Below are 22,769 nucleotides of genomic sequence, written 5' to 3'. Positions count from 1 at the left end.
AAAATTAAAAATTAAAAATGAATACAGCATAAGGGTTTCGTTGATTTGAAATGATTGGTTGATTTCCGCCCTGTTGTACTAGAGCTGGCGACTACTGGGGAGGAGTTTTCAGAAGTGGTAGTTTGACTGTAAACGTCGCTCCTTGCTCTGTACCTGGGCTATCTGCGTGGACAGTACCGCCATGTAATTCTACTAAATGACGGACGATCGCTAATCCTAGTCCTAATCCACCATAGATTCTAGTGCTAGAACTATCAGCTTGACGAAAGCGATCAAAAACGTAAGGAAGAAAATCACGACTGATACCAATGCCTGTATCAATCACTCGAATTTGGGCATATTTATCTGTTGTCTGTTGTTTTTCTTGTCCATTGACTACTGACAATTGCACCTCTACCCTTCCGCCAACTGGGGTGAATTTGATGGCATTGGATAGCAGATTCCAAATAATTTGTTGCAAGCGTTCGCCATCCCCAGAAACTAAATATTGAGAATTTTCACCCAGTTTACTGTCCTGTGAATGTTGATTGGTTTGGGATTGTGCTGCTGAAAATTCGAGATTTTCGTGATTAACTCTTAATTCCCAATCTGAATTTCGCGTTTCTTTTGAGGGACTCAGGGAAAATCTCAAATCGATTTCCTTGGATTGGGCGGCTAAACTAACAGTCTTGATGGCTGACTCAATGATGGGAACCAAATTACAAGTACTGACATCGAGGTGTAACTTGCCTCTAACCATCCGCGATATATCTAGCAAGTCTTCAATTAGCTGGGTTTGCGCTTTGGCGTTGCGCTCAATTGTCTCCGTTGCTCTAGCCATTTGGGTATCACTAAGCTTGCTTCGTTGCAGTAATTGCGCCCAACCAAGGATGGCATTGAGGGGCGATCGCAATTCGTGGGATAATATTCCTAGAAACTCATCCTTCATCCGGTTGGCTTCTTGTAACTGCTCAGTTTGTTGTTGCAAAGAAGCAATTAAACTAGCCCGTTCCATTGCGATCGCTATTTGGTCGCATACTGCTTGCATCATCCCTTTTTGATTGTCGGTGAAGCTCAACAGAGTGCGGCTGCCAAAAGAAAGAGTACCCAATAACCGTCCTTGGGCAATCAACGGATAACCATAATAAGCAGTAATCCCTAAAGAACGAATCAATTCTGTTTTCGGGTCAATTGATTGCTGCACATTCTCTAGAGCCATTGCATAACGCTCCTGGGCGACAGTCCCACAAACCGCTTCAGCAAATTCCAAGGACTCGATTTGCTTTGCTATCTCCTGGGAAAAGCCGCTGTAAGACTCTAGCCGCATTACCTGAGAGTTATCCTCAACCAAATAGTTAAAGTAAATATCTAAACCAATTTGGTCTCTTAGTTTTTGGTAGACGCTATCGATTAGTGCTACTGGTTGCTGACTCGATAATAAATCGTTGGCTGTGTCAAATAGTAGCTTTAGCCTTTTGTAACTTAATGAGAGGGCTTTTTGTGCAGCCTTGAGGTTGCTGATTTCTTGGAACACTAAGATACAGGTAGCCGGATGACCGTGCATTGCTGGTAAGGTATCAGCAAATACTAGTAGAGAGCGCACACCAGCCGGAGTGTGCCAGTCCACTTCCAATCCATTCAGGCGTTCGCCACGGGCAACCCGCACTCCTGGCATAAGTTCATTGGGGATGCGATCGCCAGCGGCATCTGTATAGTAGTAAGCTGTGTGATAATCTTCGGCGGGTATACCTTTGGGAAATTCGCCCCCAGCTAATTCATCAGCAGAGCGATTGGCAAAAGTTACCCGCGCCGTTCCTGGTTCAATAAACAGCAACGGTCTTGGCATCAGATTTAACACATCCTCTAGCCATTTTTGCTGATTTAGGAGTACTTCCTCTGCCTGTTTGCGCTCCGTAATATCTAAAAATGCACCAACGCTTCCTCTAGTTTTCCCCTCTTCATCAAACAGGGGTGCAACATAGTGCAACAGCTTGACGATTTTGCCATTTTCATGGACGACATCAAGTTCAGAATTCAGAACTTCGACACCATGAGCAGCAGAGTACTGCATTGGGAGTTCTTCTGTTGACAGTTCCCTTCCCTCGCGGTGTATCTTAAAGCTTGGTGGTCTTTCGTCCAAGGAAGCGTTGAGAGAACCATTTGTATCTGACGATATCCCCAACTGCCTGGCAAAAGCAGGGTTGACCTTGATATTTTGGCATTTTGGATCTTCGGCAATACCAATTCCAATGGGAATTACCTCCAACAAAGTTTGTAACTCACTAATGCGGCGCTGTAGATCCCTGTTTAGCTGTAAGATTTGTTCCTGGGTCTGCTTTTGCTTGGTGATGTCGCGAGTCACCGTTGCTAAGGCAATTGGCTGACCTGTGTTGTTATCTGTAACAGTGAAGATGTTGTAATCAACTGGTATCGGTTGACCTGTTTGCAGATGCCGGAAGCAGAATTCTCCCTGCCAGCGCCCTTCTGATAGCACAGTCGGCAGTATATATTTTTGGAAATAGGCTTTGTCTTTGGGCATGAAGTAATCTAATACTGCTTTTTGCCTCACTTCATCAAAGCTGGCAAGACCTACCAGCTTTTGACCTGCATCATTTATGTAGAGTAATTGACCTTCAAGGGTGGCGATGCCGATAAAATCAGAGCTATTTTCTACTACCGACACTAATTTTTGTTGCTCTGCCTCTGCTTGCTTGCGTTCGCTCAAGTCAAGGATAAACGCTACTGACTCTTCCCGGTTTTCTCCTAGCAGCACGTAACCAACTAAAACCGGGATGCGGCTACCATCCTTGCGAATATATTCTTTCTCGTAGGGCGTACAAGTAGCGTTGGTATTTCCTTGCGCTTCGGCAACACCTCGCTCATCCAAGTATAGATAATCTGGTGGTGTAATATTGCTCCAATTTAACTTACCTGTTAACAAATCCTCCCGCGTGTAACCAATCATCCTCAAGAATTCGTCGTTTGCCTGCTGGATACCGCCATACACGTCGCCAAACAGAATACCGATGACGTTAGAATCTACAAAACTCCCTAGTTTAGCTTCGTAGGTTCTTAGTGCTTCTTGGGCAAGGTCGCGTTGATAGCTGAGGCTTTCAATAACCCTGGCACTTTGCCAAATCAAAATAGTAAAAATTACAATCAGAACGATCGCAAACACCGATACTGCAAATGCCGGATCGTATTTTCCTGCCCGTTGCCCTTCAACAATTACCCATCCCAATATAAAAGGTACTGCGATCGCGGCAACTAGTAAACGACGTGCAAGTAAGCCGCCGTAACTATCACTTGTAACTACCCTCATTAAGCCATATTCTGCCCGCGCCCACAGAATACCCATACTTAGCAAGAGGAACAACACCGCTGTATGTAACGCCATTGATGTTGTATAAGGGGCAAGTCCGTAGAGAACTTCCACTTGGTAGGCATAGCCCATAAGCACCTGAAAGGAAATTAAAGTAGCAATCAGAGCGATAATTTGGGCATACCAATAACTGCGATGGGTTGTTAGATGAATCAAAATCTGTAGGGCGACACTGATCAGTATAAAGTTCAGTGCTGTGTTCAACCCCATTCGCCCCGGATGCGATGTCGCTATACTAGTTGGCGAATCACGAAACACCAGTTCGTCAATGCCAAGATTCCAGCCAAACAGATATTGACAGAGGGTAAGCGCCGCAATTGTGGTGACAGCTATTGCACAAACCTGAGAGATTAGAAGAGTGAGTGCGGGCAAGGGAACTGTGGAACTGTGCGGGTAATTTTGAGTTGTTCTTTCCCCCCTACTCCCCCGCTCCCCTGCTCCCCTGCTCCCCTGCTCTCCTGCTCCCCTGCTCCCCTGCTCCCCTGCTGTTAAAAATAGCCACAGTGACACACCAGACAACACAAAACAAACCGCTGTGTTGACTTTCATTGTGGCAGGACTACCAGGGAAGCCGCGCTTCAGAACTTCAATGCCAAGACACCAGCCAACTAATACCAAGCTACCAACAAAAACAGCGATCGCACTTGCGACTCTTGCCACAAGTGCATTTGTAGAGATTTTAAATCTATTTTGCAGCCGCAAGCGGTTAATCCTTAACATTGAGTGTTCTCTAACCGCATCTATCTAACGTAGTAAACTTACGTATTTCTCACGATCTAATCATTGATGCTCTTTGTATTTTAGGCTACACTTTATTTGATTTTTCATCTACCTCTATGCATATTTTTTCTTGCATAATTTAAAGTAGGAAATAATGGTGGCTTAAAAACCACCTTTGCGAGTATTTCAGAATTGTAGGCTATGTCGCTTACCATCATCTTGAAACCGTTGCTCTCCAACCCCAACAAGTTCTACAATCACTTCTCGCGTTGGAGGTGTCCACTTTCCAACTCTTGCTGCAATTTCCACTACTGTTTGTTTTGCCTGGGTAAATACACGGATGTTTGTTAGTGAGAAGTTATTATCTTGATACTTGTTTGTCTGTCCATCATCTTCAAATAACTGATATTCGTTGTTACCAGGCCAAACTCGTAACCGAATCTGGTCGAGTAGGGCTTCATCAACGTATTGCCTGACAGGTTGCATAGGTACGATCGCACCGCCACGGACATACAGTGGCATTGTTTCTAGTGGTGCATGAGCAAGAATGTGAATCGGACCTTCATAGCGATCGCCACTCCACCAATCATACCAAGTGCCAACGGGTAAGTAGACAGATCGATGCTCAACTCCAGGGCGGTAAATTGGCGCAGCCATCAGCGATGCACCTAGCAATACTTGATCGTAGAGGCTATAGGTTTTCGGATCGTTAGGGAAGTGGTACAATAATGGTCTTAAAATCGGTGCGCCCGTCGTTGCTGCTTCCCAGAAAAGACTATAAATATAGGGAAGTAATTGGTAACGTAGATTAATGTATTCTCGACAGATATTTTCAACGCGATCGCCAAATACCCAAGGTTCATGACGAGCAGTAGACATTGCCGAGTGACCGCGCATCAATGGGTAAAGCATTCCTACCTGCATCCAGCGAGCAAATAATTCAGCTGTAGCGTTACCAGCAAACCCGCCAATATCGCAACCCACAAATCCCACACCCGAAAGTCCCATGTTACAAAGCATCGGCAGAGACATTTCTAAATGCTCCCACAACGATTGGTTATCTCCCATCCACACAGAAGACCAGCGTTGCACACCAGCATAACCCGATCGCGTTAACACAAATGATCGCTCTGAACTTCGATGCCGCTGTAACCCTTCATAACAAGCTTTAGCCATCATCAACCCATACAAGTTATGCACTTCTATATGAGTGGACGCAGATAAATTCTCCTCTGCCCCTCTGCTCCCCTGCGGCGCATCTAGAGGAAACCAAATCTTTTCCCCATCATCGCCGAAAGGGCGATCGTTTATGGCAGGTTCATTCATATCATTCCAAATTCCTGCCACACCAATATCAGTTAGGCTTTTGTGTAAATTAGCCCACCAGTTGCTCACATCAGGACGTAAAAAATCAGGAAAAACAGCTTTCTCAGGCCAAACGTAGCCGTGGAACAACGTACCATCAGCTTTACGTACAAAATAGTCGTTTTCTATGCCTTGGTCAAAAACATGATAATTACCTTCTGGTTCATACTTCACACCAGGATCGATAATTGTGACTGTTTTGAAACCATTCTCTGCTAAATCACTAATAAGTTTTGCCGCATTGGGGAAGCGTTGAGGACTCCAAGTAAACACTCGATAGCCCCGCATATAATCAATATCCAAGTGAATAACATCGCAGGGAATGCGGCGTTGACGAAATTCCTTTGCTAGTTCCCGCACAACGTTTTCTGATTCGTAACTCCAACGGCATTGATGATAACCCAGCGCCCATTTCGGCGGTAATGGCATTCTCCCAGTTAGCTGAGTGTAAGTCTCCAGGATTTGGGCTGGTTCGGGGCCGTAGATAATGTAATAATCCAATTCACCGCCACGAGTTTCCATCTTCCAAATACCTGGTTGTTCAGCACCGATATCGAACTGACTCCAAAAAGTGGTGTTAAAAAAGATGCCATAGCCTACCTGCGGGCGCAAAGCCATAAAAAATGGAATTGCCTGGTACATTTCATCAGTCAGTGAATCATAATCTAGAGCATCCGTTGTCCAGTTGGTTTTCACTTCGCTGAGTTTATCCAGAAAGCCTGTGCGTTCACCAAAGCCATAGAAATGTTCATCGGCTGCAATTTCCTTCCACCCTGCAACTGCGCCCATCCGCCAACCTATCCCCATCTCTGCATCTTGAGCAAAGGGACGATTAGCTTTGTCAAAATAGGCGATGCGACATTTTTCCCGCTGAACGCACACACGAATCTGTTCTGTTTCAATTTCGACCGTTGCTTCAGTTTCCCGCACTGCAAAAGGTGTTATTGCCCATTCTGAATCATCCAACGTCACTGCCCAAGAGCGGCGAGGCATAAATTCCCCAGTCGGTGTAAAACGCACGCGGATTAAATTCGGAGTAAGTATGCTGATGGTAAGGTGTGAGTCGCCACAGTCAAGATTAACAATATTATTGTTCCAAGTTACAGATTTTACATTGCTAACAGTTGTCCAAGGTTGGTTAGTTGTGGGTAGTTTTCCGAAATATTGCGGCATATCAGTTATTCAGCAGGTAAACACTTGTCCGCATTCATGATTACAGAGATACTCAGCCTCAAACTCTTTCTTTCGCTAGAAGTTGGTGAAAGATGAGCAAATATTTTTTACCAAGATTATTTTTGTAATGTGCAAACTTGTGCATTGGTCTTACAAGACGCGATAAATCGTGTCTCTACATCAGGGTTTAAATTGGATAATTTAAACGAATTTTCTGGAATAGGCTAATGTAGTAATGGAGATTATTTACTGTAGTACATAAGGAGGACGAACTATGACTGAGTTGCTAGCAGTCCGGGTTACTTTGACCATCCCAACTCAAAGAACACAAGGCGCAGAGATTCTGTTCAGTCCTCGTTTCTACAGGAATGAAAACTAGAATTCACAGACATTCTGGTGCGGGGAGTTCTCCTGCATAGAAGTGTCTTCCTCTGTGTAACCTTGTGCAAAACAAGTAGCACACATCGAGGAAACATCAATGAATTTGGATTATTTAGGCTGGAGTGACTTTTTTGCTCGCAGCTTTGAACCCTATCGCTTACAAGGATTTAGCGTTGGTAGGGTTGCCATTGAATACAGAAATACTTACACCCTCTATAGTGAACAAGGGGAACTTTCAGCAGAAGTTTCAGGTAAATTGCGGCATCAGGCTTCTCAACCACAAGATTTTCCCGCCGTTGGAGATTGGGTTGTGATTAGTGTCAGAGAATCTCAAGGACGAGCCACTATCAACGAGATTTTACCCAGGAAAAGCAAATTTTCTCGCAAGACTGTGGGTAGTAAAACAGAAGAACAAATTGTTGCAGCGAATATTAATACAGTCTTCTTAGTCTCAGGATTGGATGGCGATTTTAACCCAAGAAGAGTTGAGCGTTATCTCATTCTAGCTTGGGAAAGTGGTGCAAATCCGGTAATTTTGTTAAATAAAGCAGATTTGTGCAACTCTCTAGAAGAGTATTTAACCCAAGTAAAAGCAGTTGCTTTGGGTGTACCAATTGTAGTTTTAAGTGCCACCAATCATCAAGGATTGGATGCCTTAAAACCTTACTTGCAACCAGGACAGACAGTTGCTTTGTTAGGGTCTTCTGGTGTTGGTAAATCCACCATCACCAACCAACTGCAAGGTGCATCTGTCCAAGTTGTGCAACCAGTGCGGCAAGGTGATGACCGAGGTAGACACACGACAACTCATCGTGAATTGATTTTGCTCTCTACTGGCGGATTAATTATTGATACTCCAGGAATGCGGGAAATCCAAATTTGGGCAGGTGATGAAGGTTTGCAAGAAACTTTTGCAGACATCGAAACCTTGGCGCAAGAATGCCATTTTCGCAATTGTCAGCATAATAACGAACCGGGTTGTGTCGTGCAGCAAGCGTTGGCTGAGGGACAACTTGATTATTCCAGGTTTTTTAGCTACCAAAAGTTACAAAAAGAACTCGACTACCTGACCCGCAAACAAGACCAGAGAGCGCAATTAGTTGAGAAAGAAAGATGGAAGAAGATTCATAAATCTATGCGAAATCATCACAAGCGCTAGTACCGTAAGGCGGAATTAAAAATTAAATTCGTGACATGGTTATTCTCAGAACTCTGACAATAACCATGTCAAAAATTACTCTTTAGTTTTTTCGAAATATGTATCAAGCGTTAAGGAAAAACCGAGGTAATATTGCGACTACATAAGTATATAAAAGTAATTCTCATAGCCTCCTCCACGAAACAGTGGGAAGGGTTCTAAGAACAACTAGTAAGGGCTGCACCACATTGCTCTTTCCTTGTCAACCAACCCTTAACACCTTGATATTCTATCTGCGCCCAATCTCCCTGACAGCCTAACAATTTGACAGCCGTATTAGCAGGAATTCTTCTCAGTTTTTGGCTTTTTTGACTGCTACTAGCATAGAAATCCACACCATTAGTACCGTAGCCCCGCGTTGTTAAGCCTAACTTTGGCACAAATACCCATCCAGTTCCTTGAAAACCATTGCTAGCATTAGTAATCTGCACCCAATTTCCAGCAGCACCAATAACATGAACTGTTTCGTTAATGGGTATTTGTCCTATAATGACGTTATTTGTACTTGCACCACTGCGCATATTTACCCCTTGGGAATCTGTATCGGTGACGTAGGCAAAAATATCGCACTTTTGAGAATTACTTGATTTCGCTAAACTTATTTCACTAGCTATACCAGTATTGGGTATCACACAAATACAACTGAATGCCAATCCGATCGCTAACTTTGATGCTGGATTTTTCACTTTTTTTGTCATAATTTCTTCAAGTTTCTGGCATCAGTACCCAAGCCTGGAGTCTTATGGATATCTCCGAATCTACATAAACAAATTATGGTTAACTTTGTAACGTAGTTCTATCAAAGAGATTTTAGTACTGTAATAACACTTTTAATTTTACAAAATTTAGTTCTGCGATGTCTACGACGGGCTACACCTACGCTAATGGATAAAACACAATGACATCATTGAGTATTAAAATATCAGTATAGTTAACACCAACGGTAATTTCAAATTTCGACAAAGATTTATTAAATTATATGAATAATCAAATACATTCCATGTCAGATAGCATAGTCCAAGAAATTAATAATCTCGATAATGTGAGTATTTTAGAATTAGACAAGGAAGAAATTATTAATTTATTTAAGGCTAATGGAATCTTACTTTTTAGAGGATTTGATGTTGATGTTGATATTTTTAAAGAATTTACCAATCTCTTGAGTATCGATTTTATAAATTATGCTGGTGGTGCATTCAGTAGAAGGGTAATTAATGGAGATGAGACTCTTTTAAGCGTTAATGATTTTAAGTCTGAGATTAAGTTGCACGGAGAAATGTATTATCAGCAGAATATCCCACTTATGCTGTGGTTTTTCTGTGCTAATCCACCATTAGAAGATGGTGAAACTACGGTATGTGATGGTAGACAATTTTTTAATGAAATTAGCAGTTCAACCAAAGAGTTATTCAGTAAAAAGAAGTTAAAATTTAATGTTCGGATATCTCAAGAAGACTGGCAGAAAAAATACCAAACAGATGATTTGAATCAGCTAGAAGAAATGTGTCGGAAAAATAATATGCATTTGACAGTAAATGAGGATCAATCGATTCTGCTTGAATACATTTCTCCAGCTATTATCCCTAGCAGATGTGGAAAATATCAGGTATTTATTAATAGTCTATTGCCCACAAAGCAGTTAAACCCAAAGATTCTTAATTTTGAAGATGATTCAGAAATTCCTGAAGAGGTTGTATCTGAACTGAATGAGATTGCTGAAAAAATAACCACGGAAATTTCGTGGCAAAAAGGCGATATTTTAATGATTGATAATACAAGAATACTTCATGGTAGAAGGTCTTTTGCTGACGATCAAAGAGATATTTATATCAGGCTATGTTCTCCAGCTTTTTCATTTTGATATTTGATTACAGCAGGTTTCATTTATTTTAATGATATCTGTCGTAAGATATGCTTTACTGTGTTATTACTGCATTATCTATCACACAATACGTTTTACTTAATGGTTATTGGTGTAGATAATTGGTCTTTCAAGACGCGATTTATCGCGTCTCTACATTAGGGTTTTGTTGCTCTATCTAAACTGTATTTATCTATAACAGGTTACTTCATATCATAGCCAAACAAATTTGGGTCTACTTCTCCTAACTGCAACTCTGCTAAACCATATTCCGCCCATCGTCTCTCTACCATCGCCGCCACATCTGGGTCGGATTCTAAAGGCGAACCCCATTCATGATTTGTTTCCGGCGGAATCTTTGTAGTCGCATCAATTCCCATACGTCCACCTAAGCCAATCTTCTCACTGGCAAAATCCAACGTATCAAAAGGTGTATTTGGCAAAATAAAGACATCCCGCACTGGGTCAACTTTGGAACTAATGGCCCAGACAACTTGACGCGGATCGCGAATATTTATGTCTTTATCCACCACAATTACAAATTTGGTGTATGTAAATTGTGGTAAAGCACTCCAAAACGCTAAAGCCGCCCGTCGCGCTTGTCCCGGATATGCTTTATCAATGGAAATAATTGCCGCTTTGTAACTCAAAGCTTCCATTGGCAGGAAGAAATCGACAATTTCTGATACTTGTTGCCGCAGAATAGGTGTATAGATGCGATTTAGTGCGATCGCCATCATCGCTTCTTCTTTGGGTGGACGACCGCTAAATGTTGTTAAGTAAATCGGATTTTTCCGGTGCGTCATACACTCAAAGCGGATTAACGGCGAATCTTCCACGCCGCCGTAATAACCCATGTGGTCGCCAAAAGGCCCATCTGGTAAAACTTCTCCTGGTGTAATCGTTCCTTCTAAGACAAATTCGGAATCTGCGGGAACTTCCAAATCTACAGTTTTACATTTCGCTAACTGCACACCAGAACCACCGTAAAGTCCAGCAAACAGCCATTCTGATAAATCTACAGGGATGGGTGTCGCTGCTGCCATAATAATTAGAGGATCTACACCAAGTGCGATCGCAACTTCTAATTTCTTCCCACGTTCGGCTGCTTTTCGCAAATGCCTCGCCCCACCCCGCACCGATAACCAGTGAACCGTCATCGTATTTTTAGATTGTAGTTGCAAGCGATACACACCTACATTTGGAGTACCCGTCTCACAATCCTTGGTAATTACTAGTCCTAGCGTGATAATCTTGCCAGCATCACCAATATAAGGACGTATCAAAGGCAACTTATTTAAATCTAAATCATTACCTTGAAGCACAACTTGCTGACAAGCGGGGAAAAAGTCTCGTCCTGGTTTCGCTTTCACCACATCAAACAGCACTTTCCCAAAATCTATCGCCTGGGAAATCTTCTTCGGCGGTTTTGGCTGTTGCAGCATACTTAATTTTTTCCCCAGAGTTTCCAACTCCTCTGGATGCTGCATATTCATTGCCCAGCAAATCCTTTCCACAGTTCCCATCAAATTCACCGCTACCGGGAAGGAAGCGCCTTTGACGTTTTCAAACAACAACCCTGGGCCACCTTTTTGCAGCATCCGGTTGGAAATCTCAGCAATTTCCAAGTCTGGGTCAACTAAAGCAGAAATTCGCCGTAATTGTCCTCTTTCTTCCAAAATTTTAATGAATCCCCGCAAGTCTCTCGCCATTGTTCTAATAAAGCTGATTATTTAAGAAGTGTGAAGCGCTTTCTTATATTATGGGGCATTGGGGATTGGCCATTGGGAAGAGGCAAAGAAAAAATTTGTTCAATCATTCTCCCTTGCCCCCCTATTCTCCCCATTGGGGAAATTGTTGGTTTCAATTCAATACAGTTCAGATAGAGAAACAAAACCCTTATGTAGAGACGCGATAAATCGCGTCTTGAAAGACCAATTATCTACATCGAATAACTCTTAACCCAAGCCTATTGGGTTTTAATTGAAAATTAACCTATTTAGTAACTTTTCTTAACTGTGTTTTCCAAAGTATTTAGTTATTGTATCTAGGGATACGCAATTATTTTTTACAAATAAGCGTTAACCCGATCAAACATGGCCAGAATATACTATACCTTCCTGGCAGGCGGCCTTGTTATATAGTCCCTGCTGGGTTTATTTATTACAAGCTTTAAGTTTTTTCTAAAATTTCGTGAGTTTGCGTTAGCGTAGATCAACTCAAACATTTTTCCAACATGATTGAACTAAGAATCCTACACTTAAAAGGTGGGAGATATTCAAGTAATAATGTTGACTTTACCAGTGTCAATATCGTAACAAGCACCAACAATTTTTAGTTTACCTTCACCGAGCAATTTAGCTAAAATAGTTGAGCTTTCTTGCAATTTTTCAGTTTGATACTGAATATTAGCTATAACTGCGTCTTGCATATTATCACCCGTTCTGAACTTTACCCTTTCTACAGATGGTTTGATGCCTTCAATAATCAAACCAATTCTGCCAGGAAGTGGTTCGTTTTTGATTGCTTCTGCTACTGCACCACATCTCCTATGACCCAAAACCATAATCAACTGCGAACCCAATACTGCTGTAGAATATTCCAGACTACCTATAACCGTGTCACTGACAACATTACCAGCAACTCGCACGACAAATAAATCTCCAAGTCCTTGATCGAAGACAATTTCCGCAGGTACTCTAGAATCTGCACAGCCTAATATGGCAGCAAAGGGATACTGAGCTTTCGCAACTAATCGTAAGTGTTCTAGTGATTGATCGGGATATTGACGTTTTTGATTGATAAATCTTTGATTACCATCAAGCAAGCGTCTGATAGCTTCATTCGGACTGATTGAATTAGGGTTAATTGGGTGAATATCAGCAACAGCAGTTTGCTCTATATTCCAAAAGCTATCACCAAAAGTAGTAGCTGCAATACCTACAACACTGGCGAATTTCAAGAAATTACGTCGCCCGACAAATCCATTAATTCGACTCATCAATCTACCTGACAACAACAAAGCTGTTCCCAAGAAGATATCAGGCTTAAGTAAGATGCAAGAGTACCTGATTACACGGTTTAAGAGTCATTTAATATTCGCATGATTTAGAGTGATTAAAATCCAATACAATTCAGTTATAGGGAGGGGTAAAAAATATTTGATACATCAATCACGACTTTTCAAACATAGTCTAAGACAGTCTATTTATACAAGAACGATTACGCCCGTTTGCTTTGGCTTGATAAAGGGCTTGATCTGCTGCTTCAATCAAATCCAAAGGAACCATATTGGGTGTTGGAATCACTGTGGCAATTCCGATACTCAAGGTGACGTGATGCTTCACAGGCGATGCCGCATGGGGAATATTTAGCTGTTCTATAGCTTTATGAATTTCTTGGGCAACGTAAAAAGCCCCATCACTAGCAGTATTAGGCAAGATGACAACAAACTCTTCTCCGCCATAACGAGCAGCTAAATCTCTAGAACGTTTGACACTTTGTTTAAAAGCTTGGGCAATAAAGCGCAAACAATCATCTCCGGTCGCATGACCATAAGTATCGTTATATTGTTTAAAATAATCAATGTCGCATAAAAGTAGGGAGACAAAACCTTGTTCTCGTAAAAGATATTGCCAGACAGAATTAAGCCGATTATCAAAACATCGGCGATTGGCGATTTGAGTTAATTCATCTACCATCGCCATATTTTCAAGTTGGTGGTTGGCACGCTGCAATTGTTGATAAAGTTCTGATTGCTGAATAGCGATCGCTAACTGGGTTGCCAATTTCTGAAGCAGTTCATTTTCGCAAGGTTGCCACTGACGCGAGGCGCTGCAATGATGAGCAACCAAAAGACCCCAAAGGCGATCGCCTTGTAAAATTGGTACGACTAGCTTGGCTCTAACTTGCAACTTTTCCAATAACTCTATATGACAAGGAGAAAATCCGGCGGTGTAGATGTCTGGAGTGACTCTAAGTGTACTTTCTTGATAGCACTGTCCCTGTGTTTTGACAAAATAGTTGTCTGTAATTTCCATATTCAAAATCGATTGCCAACCTGCTGCTACAGACTCCGTGACAATTACACCACTCCAATCTGGCTGAAAGCGATAAATGATAACGCGATCGGTTTGCAGAAAATGCCGAACTTCAGCAACAGTTGTATTTAAGATTTCATCCAAATTTAAAGACTCGCGGATGTGTTGAGCGATCGCATAAACCATGCGTTCCCGTTCTGTTTGCTGTTGCAGGGCAATTTGTGCCTGTTTGCCAACTGTGATATCTGTAAATGATGCGACCACCGCAGATGGTTTTGATTCATCAGATTCAAACAGTGGTTGAGAATTGATTGAAATCCAAGTCAAGCTGCCATCAGGTTTGTGAACTCCCATAATCACATTAAATTGCGGTTTTCCAGTGCGTAAGGTGACAATGGCGGGGTGAGTTTCGCCTGGAAAAGAACTACCATCTTCATGAATAGCTTGCCATCGCGGATCGGTGGAAGTTCGCCCCATCATTTGATCGGCTGTTAACCCTAAAATTTTTTCGGCACTGTCATTACAGGTGGTAATTCGCCCATCTGATTGCTGGAGGACAATACCTTCTGCCATCGCTGTAATTACAGAACGATAGCGTTGTTCGCTTTCTCGTAGTGCTTCTTCTATACGCTTGCGTTCAGTAATATCAGTATGGGTTCCTAGCATCCGTAGGGGAAGACCATTTTCTGCGCGGCTCGAAATTTGACCCCGATCTAGAATCCATTTGTAGGTTCCATCTTTGCACTCGATCCGATATTCACTGACATATTGCTGGGTTTCGCCGCATAAATGCTTGCTAATCTCTTCGTAAACCCTCGCTTTATCATCAGAGTGAACCCGTTGTTCCCATTCACTGAGAGTATTTCCAATTTCATGCTCTGCAAACCCTAACATTTCTTTCCATCGTCGGGAAAAAAAGACTTCGTTAGTTTCAGCATTCAAGTCCCAAACTGCGTCGCCATTTCCTTCCAAGGCATACTGCCATCTTTCTTCACTGGTTTTGAGTGCGGCTTCGATTTGTTTACGTGGGGTGATGTCTTCAAAAATGTATAACCGCCCAAAGTATTGATCGCGAGTATCTCGAATTTGGCTGGAACAACGGCGAATCGTTCGCCCATCGACAAATGAGATTTCATCCTCAATCATGCAACGATTTTCTTCAGACTGCAACGGTTTACAAGATTCGGCAAATGCGGGCACATCTGCAATTAAAGGTATACAGTCAGGAATGATGTCATTATTTTTTAAAGCACCCAAGCGCATTTGAGCTTCTAGATGTTCAATGCCCCATATTTTACAGAAGTGGTGATTGAAATAGAGGATTTCATCGGTGCGATTGTCAACAACAAAGAATCCCAGCAAAGAATTTTCAGTCATAGAACGCAGTAAAGCTTCCCGCCAACGCAATTCTGATTCTGCACGCTGGCGTTCTTGTAGTGCAGCTTTTTGCTTGGTAATATTCTTTTCGTTGACGAGGATGACGGAGTTACCCGTTACCGGATCGCGAGTGCATCGTATATCTATCTCATGCCATTGAATCCCCTCAGTGGTCAAAACCTGAGCCTCTGTGCTGAATATCTCACCGGAATGAATCGCTTTCATCGCTTGTTGCGCAACATTAGGATCAACAAAGTGACTCAGGAAAATATTCTCAACTGACGAGTTAGGGTGCAGGATATCCCGATAACAACGAAGATCTGCCGGGTTTTGCATCAAAGGTACACCATCCATTGTGTAAAGCGAGATCATGACTGTGGTGTGACGTAGGGCTTCAATCGATCTCAGCGTTTCGCGATCAATCTGATTGATAAATTCTGTTGTTGCTTCAACCAGCATTGCCATTCGCCCTTGTTCAATTTGAATTCCAGAAAAGAGACAGTGAACAGAAACAGGTTTTCCTTCTGGGTAAAATGTCCAGTTTTCAGTGATGGTTTTCCCTTGCTGAAATTCTTGCAAATAGCTTTGCATTCGAGTGTGAGTAGACTCGGAAATATCACTGAAGTTGCGATTGAGCAATTCCTCTCTACTTTGAGCATTCCAAATACGCACAGCGGCCTGATTTGCCCACCACATATGCAAGTTTTGAATATCATAAATCCAAATTGGAGTTTGTAATCGGTCAAATGCAGTCAAGTCTGCAACTGATATATTCTTCGGCAATGCTGTTCTTGTTATGATGGACTCTCTAAAATTCTTATACAGAGTTCTTTGTATTGACGTCAACTTCAACTTTGGCTGAACCGTCAATTTTTTCAGGTTTTGATTTAGTTGCGACGTTAGGTTTTGGCTGGATGTACTCAGTTCAAGTGACTGATGAATTTGATCGGACAGTATCCTAATTTGATTGAGGATTTGCTTTAAATCAATTTTACAACCCGATAGACGATTGAACAGCATAGTAATACCATTAACAACAGTCTATGTATATACACTTATTTAATGTAATATTATATTCTGGTATCTGATTTTATTCTAAATTACCCAAAACGTTAAATTAAATTCAAGCTTAAACTTGCGTACTGCAATTTATCGCAATTTTCATTTGAATGAGATACACACTAGGGTGCGTCCCTACGATTTTTTTGTACTCCAAGTAATTACAAACCCTGCTATATATTCGATGTTTTACCCATTCTTGTTTAATCTTTTAGTCAAGTAAAGTCCCAACCCAGCAATTGAGCAACCTGAGCCGGGAGGGTAACTGGATTAAAGGGTTTGGGAATTACACCTGCGACTTGATACTGTCGCAAAATTTGCGAATCCAACCATCGCGCTTTTGCACTGAGCAATACTACAGGAATAGCTTGAGTTTCTGGATGATTTCTTAGTTTATTCATAAATTCAAAACTAGCTAGATCGCGGATTGAGATATCTAATAAAATCGCATCAGGACTATGGTGTACTGCATTCTGCAATCCTTCTAATGGAGAATCTGCTGTCACCACATTCCAACCAGCTAAATCTTGGAGGCAAAATTTTACTATCTCACGGACATGCAGTTCATCATCAATGAGCAATATTGTTTTGCCGATTATATTTACCTCCTCTAGCACGTTCATTTTATTTCATATACCTTTTTGTTACAGACAAAAAATTTTTATCTGTAACCAAGAAAGATAAATTACAAAAATAAAAAACTAATAAAGATATAGATTTTGTTACACAACTTAAAAATTAATCGTCCCACCCCAGAATCTGAGTAACTTCGTTGCAAATAGAGGTGGGTTCAAAAGGCTTGGTGATAATCCCAGCAATTCCCATCTGGGCGAAACGGGAGCGATCGCTTCCTTGGACTTTTGCTGTTAACAGAATCACTGGAATCCCTTGAGTTGCGGAATTTGCCTGAAGTTTTTCGTAGACTGCAAAGCCGTCCATGTCAGGCATAGAGACATCAAGTAGAATGGCATCAATAGGTTCTGTCTGAGCGATTTTTAATCCTTCTGATCCTGATGCAGCTGTCAGGGTGTCCCATCCTCCCAAGTCTTCTAAACAAGCTTGCACTAATTCACGGATTCGTTCTTCATCATCCACAATTAACAATTTTTTAGTCATTTGTCATTTGTCATTTGTCATTTGTCATTTGTCATTTGTCATTTGTCATTTTCTTATTCTCCCTTGCCTCCACTGCCTCCACTGCCTCCCCTGCCCCCCTGCTCCCCTGCATAATTTCCCGGCAATGGCAGAGTGAAGAAAAACGTGCTGCCAACACTAAGAGTACTTTCAGCCCAGATTTGCCCACCGTGCCGATCAATAATACTACGACAGATTGCCAATCCCAAGCCTGTGCCGCCTTTGGTGCGAGAATCAGAAGCATCTACTTGCTGAAATCGTCCAAAGATTGCTTCTAACTTATCTGCTGGAATACCTCGTCCTCGATCCACGATCTGGAATAGTACGCGGTCTGTTTGCTGTTGGACACTCAGGGTAATAGTAGAATCGGCAGGCGAGAATTTAATCGCATTACCTAACAAATTAGTAAGTGTTTGCACAATGGCATCAGGAGCCGCCCAAACTTGAGCATTGGTAGGGTGGATATTAAAAGTAATATTTTGCTGATTAGCGATCGCTTGCACTACAGCTACTGCTTGTTGAATTAAATCAGCCGCATTGCAGGTGGTTTTTTCTAAGACAGCTCGATCCGATTCTAAGCGTTCCAAATCGAGAATATCGTTAACAAGACGCACTAAGCGATCGCTATCGATGGCTGCAATCTCAATCATCCGCTTGAATTTGTCTGGTTTTCTGTCGTAGATACCAGTTTGTAGTAAGCCCAATGCTGCCCGAATTGCAGTTAAGGGAGTGCGGAGTTCGTGACTAACAATGCCAATAAACTCACTCTTGATCAGATTAATCTGTTCTAGTTCAGTGATATCTTCGGCAATACCAGCAATCCGAACTAACTCGCCTAGTTCATTTTTGATCGGAAATGCGCGATCGCGAATCCAACGGATTGAACCATCAGGGCGGATAATCCGATATTTGTGATCGTATTGCCCTGTTCTAATCTGTTCAATGAGTTCAATTTCGACGCGCTGGCGATCTTCTGGGTGAATTGCATCTAACCAATTTGAATAGTTGTGATATAAGTCTTCACAACTTCTTTGCCAGATGGTTTGGTATGCATGGCTCACATATAGAACTTGCTGAATTTGATTATCGGTCATCCAAAATACTGCTTGGATGTTTTCTGCCAGCTGACGAAATTTTTCTTCGCTGTCGCGTAAAGCGTCTTCGATGCGTTTGCGTTCAGTGATATCTTGGTGAACCGCAACCAGAACGTCGCCGTAGTCGGGATGCCTGAATACAGAAGTCGTCGCACTAGACCAAAATGGTGTACCGTCTTTTTTAACATTTTGGACTTCATAGGTATCTTCACCATTTTCTAAAACGGCAGATAAAATGGCTCGACTTACATCTTCAGCAGTTACCGATTCGGTGACGTAGTTGAAAATCGAAACGTGCTGACCATTTAGTTCACCAGAGTCATAGCCAAACATCTCCTCAAATTTCGGATTGGCATAGACAATAACGGAATTATCAGCTCTGATTAAGCAAATGCCTTCTGCCATATTTCGGGTAATTACAGCCTGAAGCTCCAACTTATGCGTTTGTTCTAAAAGTGTGAGTTGGGTTTGTTGCTGCTCGTTCACTGTTTTTACTAAGCGATCATTCGTCTCTGTCAGTTGTGCAGTGCGTTCTTGCACCCGTTGCTCAAGTTCGGCATTGAGTTGTTGCAGGGCAATTTCTGCCTGTTTGCGCTCTGTCAATTCTGTCTGCACCTGTTCAAACAAAGCTGCTTGCTGGATAGCAATGCTTACCTGCGCTCCTAACTGCTGTAACAGAGCAATTTCTGAAGATTGCCACTCACGAGGAGCCGCACATTGATGAGCTGCCAGTAATCCCCACAATTCACTTCCCAAGGAAACGGGAACGACCAGATTTGCCCTCACCTGGAGACTTTCCAAAAATTCAACGTGACACGGACTAATTCCGGCAGTATAAATATCAGCTTTCGCCGTGACTAAGCCTTGTTTAAAGGGTTCGACGTTCTCTTCACCAATGCAAGGGTCATGAATCTGGAGTGGTAAAATCGGCATCCATTCCGGTGCAACAGACTCAACAATCGTAGTTCCACCCCAACCTGGATAAAATTGGAAGATAGTGACGCGATCGCACTCTAGAAATTGCCGCACTTCATCGACAGTAGTTTGCAAGATATCTTGTAAATTGAGCGATCGCCGGATGCGTTGGCTGATCTCCATCACTAAGCGCTGTTGCTCAAATTGATGTTGCAGGGTTTCTTGTGCTTGTTTGCGCTCGTCAAGAGCCATCCGCAGTTGCTCGGCATTTTCTTGAGCCAATTTTTGGCTAAGTTGTTTAATCTTTTGTCTGCTGTGCTGAAGATTGCTAGTGATCAGGTTAATACTTAAAGCAACCAGTAAGAAGATACTTAACCGCAATAATTCTTGTGGTTGATAGATTAAGAATTGATATCGCGGAAGGATAAATAAATAATCAATTGCCAGTGTCGAAAGGATAACTGTAACAATCCCTGGTCGAAAGCCACCATACCAACTACTCACGATGATAGCTATATAAAAAAAAGCACCAAAAGTTCGAGATATAAATGGTTCTAACCAGAGTGAGAGTAGCAGGGCGATCGCAGCTGAACCAATAGCCACACCGTAGGCTAATAATCGCTGATAATTTCTGATCATGCTTGACTTTTCCCTGGCTGAGAGCGCCAACGCGTTCTTTGAATGCGGCTCAGTACCCGTGTCACGAGTTCTGGCCCTAGCACTGGCTTGCTGATAAAATCATCGGCTCCGGCAGCAAAAGCTTGCTGAAGAAATTCTGGTTCAATATGGGCTGTAACTACTAAAATCGGTAAATCTCCCCACTGGGCATCCTGGCGCACGACTTTGCACAACTCTAACCCGTTCACTATCGGCATTTCTAAATCTAATACTACCAAGTCTGGAGATGTTGCAATCAGCACCTTCCAAAATTGCTGTGATTGGGAGAGGGTGATTACTTCCAGCCCCCAAGGAGTTAGTAATGCCGATAATCCAGCCAGGATTACAAGGTCATCGTCTACGATTAAAACTTTGGCTTCGGAAGTTTGAGGTTGAGGTAAGACACGAGCGATCGCCTGAAAAATCTCCTCGGTTGTCGCCGGTTTATGCAAAAATTGTCTAGCTCCTAAACGGGATACTCTCAGTCTATCTGCCAAGCTATCTCGTCCTGTAAAAACAATTACTGGGATGTTTGGCGATCGCTCTACGATCTCGCTCAATAATATTAATCCGTCTTCCTCTATTTCTGTAAAACTTAAATCCAGTAAAACAGCGTCAGGAGCTTTTAAGGAAAAAAGCGATCGGGCGGTTGCTAAGTTTGGTGCTACTTTTATCCTGATTCCCCACGAATCGGCTTCTGCCTGTAACTGCTCCGTCAGCATAGTATCATCATCAATTACTAACAACCGATGAGTTTGCTTCATCGGGACGTTTGCAGCAGTGGAAGTGACAGCCGGCTTGGTTAACTCTTGCTGTAATGCTGTTACCAGTTGCGAGAAATTAGAGATTTGCTCTAGAGATAGCGAGGAATCTTCAAAGAGAGGCAGGGGAGGAGAGGATTGAAACCCTTGCTCCACTTTGTTTCGTGGTTCTTGTGAAGGAACATTCTCTCTGCCCCCTGCTCCTTGTTCAAGCAGCAAATGCTCTATTTTCCGTGCAAGTCGGGAACCCTCTGGATAACCGAACGAACCCATTGAGCCTGCTAGCTTATGGGCTTCACGCAATGCCCTCTGCTGTAAATCTTCATTTAAATTCCCTGCCAAGAGTGCAGTTTTTGCTTGCTCTAGGACTGCAACCTGTCCCACAAAGGAATTACGGAATCGCTCCAGCACCCGATTTACAGAAGTCATATCTTTGGGGCCGGGTTTTTTCTTCCCGTCTTGATTCGTTTCCATGACAAAGATGGAGCGATTATGTGCAGGCTTGAGGCGATAACCCATGCCATATACCGTTTCTAGAAATTCTTCTGTCAGACCTACTGGTTTGAGTTTCTTTCGCAAGTCTTTAATATGAGTCGAAACTGCATTTTCAGTCGGTGCATCATCAAATCCCCAAAGCCGATCCAGAATCACTGCCCGACTAAAGATCCGATCTGGGTTTTGCAAAAACAATTCCAGCAGTTTGTATTCTGTGGCTGTGAGAGGAATTTCCTGCTGATTATAAGTTACTCTCCCGGCACTTTGATCTAAACAGAGATTTCCCCAGGTTAACGTAGATGATGAAATCGCCCCATTGCGTCGTAATAAAGAGCGAATTCTTGCTAGTAATGCTTCTGGATCGAAGGGTTTGATAACGTAATCATCTGCTCCGGCATCTAACCCCGCCACAATATCTGCATTAGAATTTTTCCCTGTTAACAACAGAATAGATTTACGGTAGCCTTGCGATCGCAGTTGCCGACACAAGGTAATCCCATCCAGTTTCGGAATTAGCCAGTCCAGCAAAATCAACTCATATTCAGTCGATAGCGCTAGTTCTAATCCAGCTTGTCCATTGCTTGCGATGTCGATAGTATAACGATTTGCATTCAACAATTCGAAGAGTGCTGTACTCAGTAATACGTCATCCTCTACCAACAAAATTTTCATAAGTCGTATCAAAAGAAGATGCTTATCGCACCTTCGCGATCGCCGGACACATTCTCTGCGTGGTCAAACTTTTGATATAATTTTAATATATCGTTACAAATAACACAACAATGTCCGTGCATTTGTACTATATATTTTCTGTTTGATTTCTAGCCAGTTGTGGTGAAGCGGTGACGCTTGTGCTGCATCCACCTTAAGGTGGTTCGGAGAGCGTGAACGTCAACAACTGGCCATTGGGTGGGATTTTGAGACGGGAATTGATCCCTTGTAGAATTTTCTCAATGTCCCTGTAACCCTGTTGATATATAAATTAAAACTGCAACAGAAAAACTTTGGATGCCAAATTGCCAAATGCACTCAACACAATAGACATCTTGCAAAAGTAACTTTAACGCTATATATATTAGGAGGATCAGCTAGATTTGCAATCATACCTTTTATGAAAAAAGTGAAGGTTTAAAACCTCGCCCGCAAGTGGCGCGAACGCGAGTGCGTCTCGTAGAGAA

Annotated in this window: 12 protein-coding genes; 2 read left to right on the top strand and 10 right to left on the bottom strand. The window is 42.4% G+C overall.

Translation table 11 applies throughout. The features are described 5' to 3' along the window. Positions 1-91: 91 nt before the first annotated feature. Together HWQ43_RS04580 and HWQ43_RS04575 are read right to left on the bottom strand one after the other, a co-directional pair. Positions 92-4,081 carry a PAS domain S-box protein gene (locus HWQ43_RS04580; RefSeq protein ID WP_292730740.1) on the bottom strand — a complete coding sequence of 1,330 codons (3,990 nt, stop codon included), beginning with the start codon at positions 4,079-4,081 and terminating at the stop codon, positions 92-94. Between the two features lie 186 nt (positions 4,082-4,267). After that, positions 4,268-6,619: a TIM-barrel domain-containing protein gene (locus HWQ43_RS04575; protein ID WP_292730738.1), complete on the bottom strand. Its 2,352-nt coding sequence runs from the start codon at positions 6,617-6,619 to the stop codon at positions 4,268-4,270. A 478-nt stretch (positions 6,620-7,097) separates the two neighbouring features. Between HWQ43_RS04575 and rsgA the strand changes: the two genes are divergently transcribed. After that, positions 7,098-8,159: a ribosome small subunit-dependent GTPase A gene (rsgA, locus tag HWQ43_RS04570; protein ID WP_292730736.1), complete on the top strand. Its 1,062-nt coding sequence runs from the start codon at positions 7,098-7,100 to the stop codon at positions 8,157-8,159. Between the two features lie 197 nt (positions 8,160-8,356). Here rsgA and HWQ43_RS04565 read toward each other — a convergent pair whose 3' ends face one another. Then, positions 8,357-8,896, bottom strand: a complete 540-nt coding sequence (locus tag HWQ43_RS04565) for an SH3 domain-containing protein (protein ID WP_292730735.1) — start codon at positions 8,894-8,896, stop codon at positions 8,357-8,359. A 281-nt stretch (positions 8,897-9,177) separates the two neighbouring features. Between HWQ43_RS04565 and HWQ43_RS04560 the strand changes: the two genes are divergently transcribed. After that, positions 9,178-10,059, top strand: coding sequence for a TauD/TfdA family dioxygenase (locus HWQ43_RS04560; protein WP_292730733.1), 882 nt, complete (start codon positions 9,178-9,180; stop codon positions 10,057-10,059). A 203-nt stretch (positions 10,060-10,262) separates the two neighbouring features. On the opposite strand, the gene HWQ43_RS04555 is transcribed toward HWQ43_RS04560, so the two are convergent. From HWQ43_RS04555 to HWQ43_RS04525, 7 genes are all read right to left on the bottom strand, one after another. Continuing rightward, positions 10,263-11,771, bottom strand: a complete 1,509-nt coding sequence (locus tag HWQ43_RS04555; RefSeq protein ID WP_292730731.1) for a UbiD family decarboxylase — start codon at positions 11,769-11,771, stop codon at positions 10,263-10,265. Positions 11,772-12,337: 566 nt separating this feature from the next. Then, a complete protein-coding gene (locus tag HWQ43_RS04550; protein WP_292730729.1) occupies positions 12,338-13,060 on the bottom strand; it encodes a carbonic anhydrase in 723 nt (240 codons plus the stop codon). A gap of 193 nt (positions 13,061-13,253) precedes the next feature. Next, positions 13,254-16,259, bottom strand: a complete 3,006-nt coding sequence (locus HWQ43_RS04545) for a diguanylate cyclase (protein WP_292730727.1) — start codon at positions 16,257-16,259, stop codon at positions 13,254-13,256. A gap of 491 nt (positions 16,260-16,750) precedes the next feature. Further along, a complete protein-coding gene (locus tag HWQ43_RS04540) occupies positions 16,751-17,158 on the bottom strand; it encodes a response regulator (RefSeq protein ID WP_292730725.1) in 408 nt (135 codons plus the stop codon). Between the two features lie 115 nt (positions 17,159-17,273). Beyond that, entirely contained in the window at positions 17,274-17,651 is a 378-nt protein-coding gene (locus HWQ43_RS04535; RefSeq protein WP_292730723.1) for a response regulator, read from the bottom strand. A gap of 53 nt (positions 17,652-17,704) precedes the next feature. Then, positions 17,705-20,317 (bottom strand): PAS domain S-box protein, encoded by a 2,613-nt coding sequence (locus tag HWQ43_RS04530; RefSeq protein ID WP_292730721.1) that lies wholly within the window; start codon positions 20,315-20,317, stop codon positions 17,705-17,707. Then, positions 20,314-22,263, bottom strand: a complete 1,950-nt coding sequence (locus tag HWQ43_RS04525; protein WP_292730719.1) for a response regulator — start codon at positions 22,261-22,263, stop codon at positions 20,314-20,316. The genes HWQ43_RS04530 and HWQ43_RS04525 overlap by 4 nt, the downstream gene beginning before the upstream one ends. Between the last annotated feature and the right edge of the window lie 506 nt (positions 22,264-22,769).

It is taken from the genome of Nostoc sp. JL31 (assembly GCF_017114965.1).
Lineage (GTDB): Bacteria > Cyanobacteriota > Cyanobacteriia > Cyanobacteriales > Nostocaceae > Nostoc > Nostoc punctiforme_A.
The sequence above is the reverse complement of the archived record's forward strand: the minus strand, read 5'-3'. Positions and strand labels throughout refer to the sequence as shown.

Excerpts from the sequence above, each read along its gene's own strand:
- HWQ43_RS04580 (WP_292730740.1), bottom strand. The coding sequence starts at position 4,081 with ATGTTAAGGATTAACCGCTTGCGGCTGCAAAATAGATTTAAAATCTCT.
- HWQ43_RS04575 (WP_292730738.1), bottom strand. The coding sequence starts at position 6,619 with ATGCCGCAATATTTCGGAAAACTACCCACAACTAACCAACCTTGGACA.
- rsgA (WP_292730736.1), top strand. The coding sequence starts at position 7,098 with ATGAATTTGGATTATTTAGGCTGGAGTGACTTTTTTGCTCGCAGCTTT.
- HWQ43_RS04565 (WP_292730735.1), bottom strand. The coding sequence starts at position 8,896 with ATGACAAAAAAAGTGAAAAATCCAGCATCAAAGTTAGCGATCGGATTG.
- HWQ43_RS04560 (WP_292730733.1), top strand. The coding sequence starts at position 9,178 with ATGAATAATCAAATACATTCCATGTCAGATAGCATAGTCCAAGAAATT.
- HWQ43_RS04555 (WP_292730731.1), bottom strand. The coding sequence starts at position 11,771 with ATGGCGAGAGACTTGCGGGGATTCATTAAAATTTTGGAAGAAAGAGGA.
- HWQ43_RS04550 (WP_292730729.1), bottom strand. The coding sequence starts at position 13,060 with ATGAGTCGAATTAATGGATTTGTCGGGCGACGTAATTTCTTGAAATTC.
- HWQ43_RS04540 (WP_292730725.1), bottom strand. The coding sequence starts at position 17,158 with ATGAACGTGCTAGAGGAGGTAAATATAATCGGCAAAACAATATTGCTC.
- HWQ43_RS04535 (WP_292730723.1), bottom strand. The coding sequence starts at position 17,651 with ATGACTAAAAAATTGTTAATTGTGGATGATGAAGAACGAATCCGTGAA.
- HWQ43_RS04530 (WP_292730721.1), bottom strand. The coding sequence starts at position 20,317 with ATGATCAGAAATTATCAGCGATTATTAGCCTACGGTGTGGCTATTGGT.
- HWQ43_RS04525 (WP_292730719.1), bottom strand. The coding sequence starts at position 22,263 with ATGAAAATTTTGTTGGTAGAGGATGACGTATTACTGAGTACAGCACTC.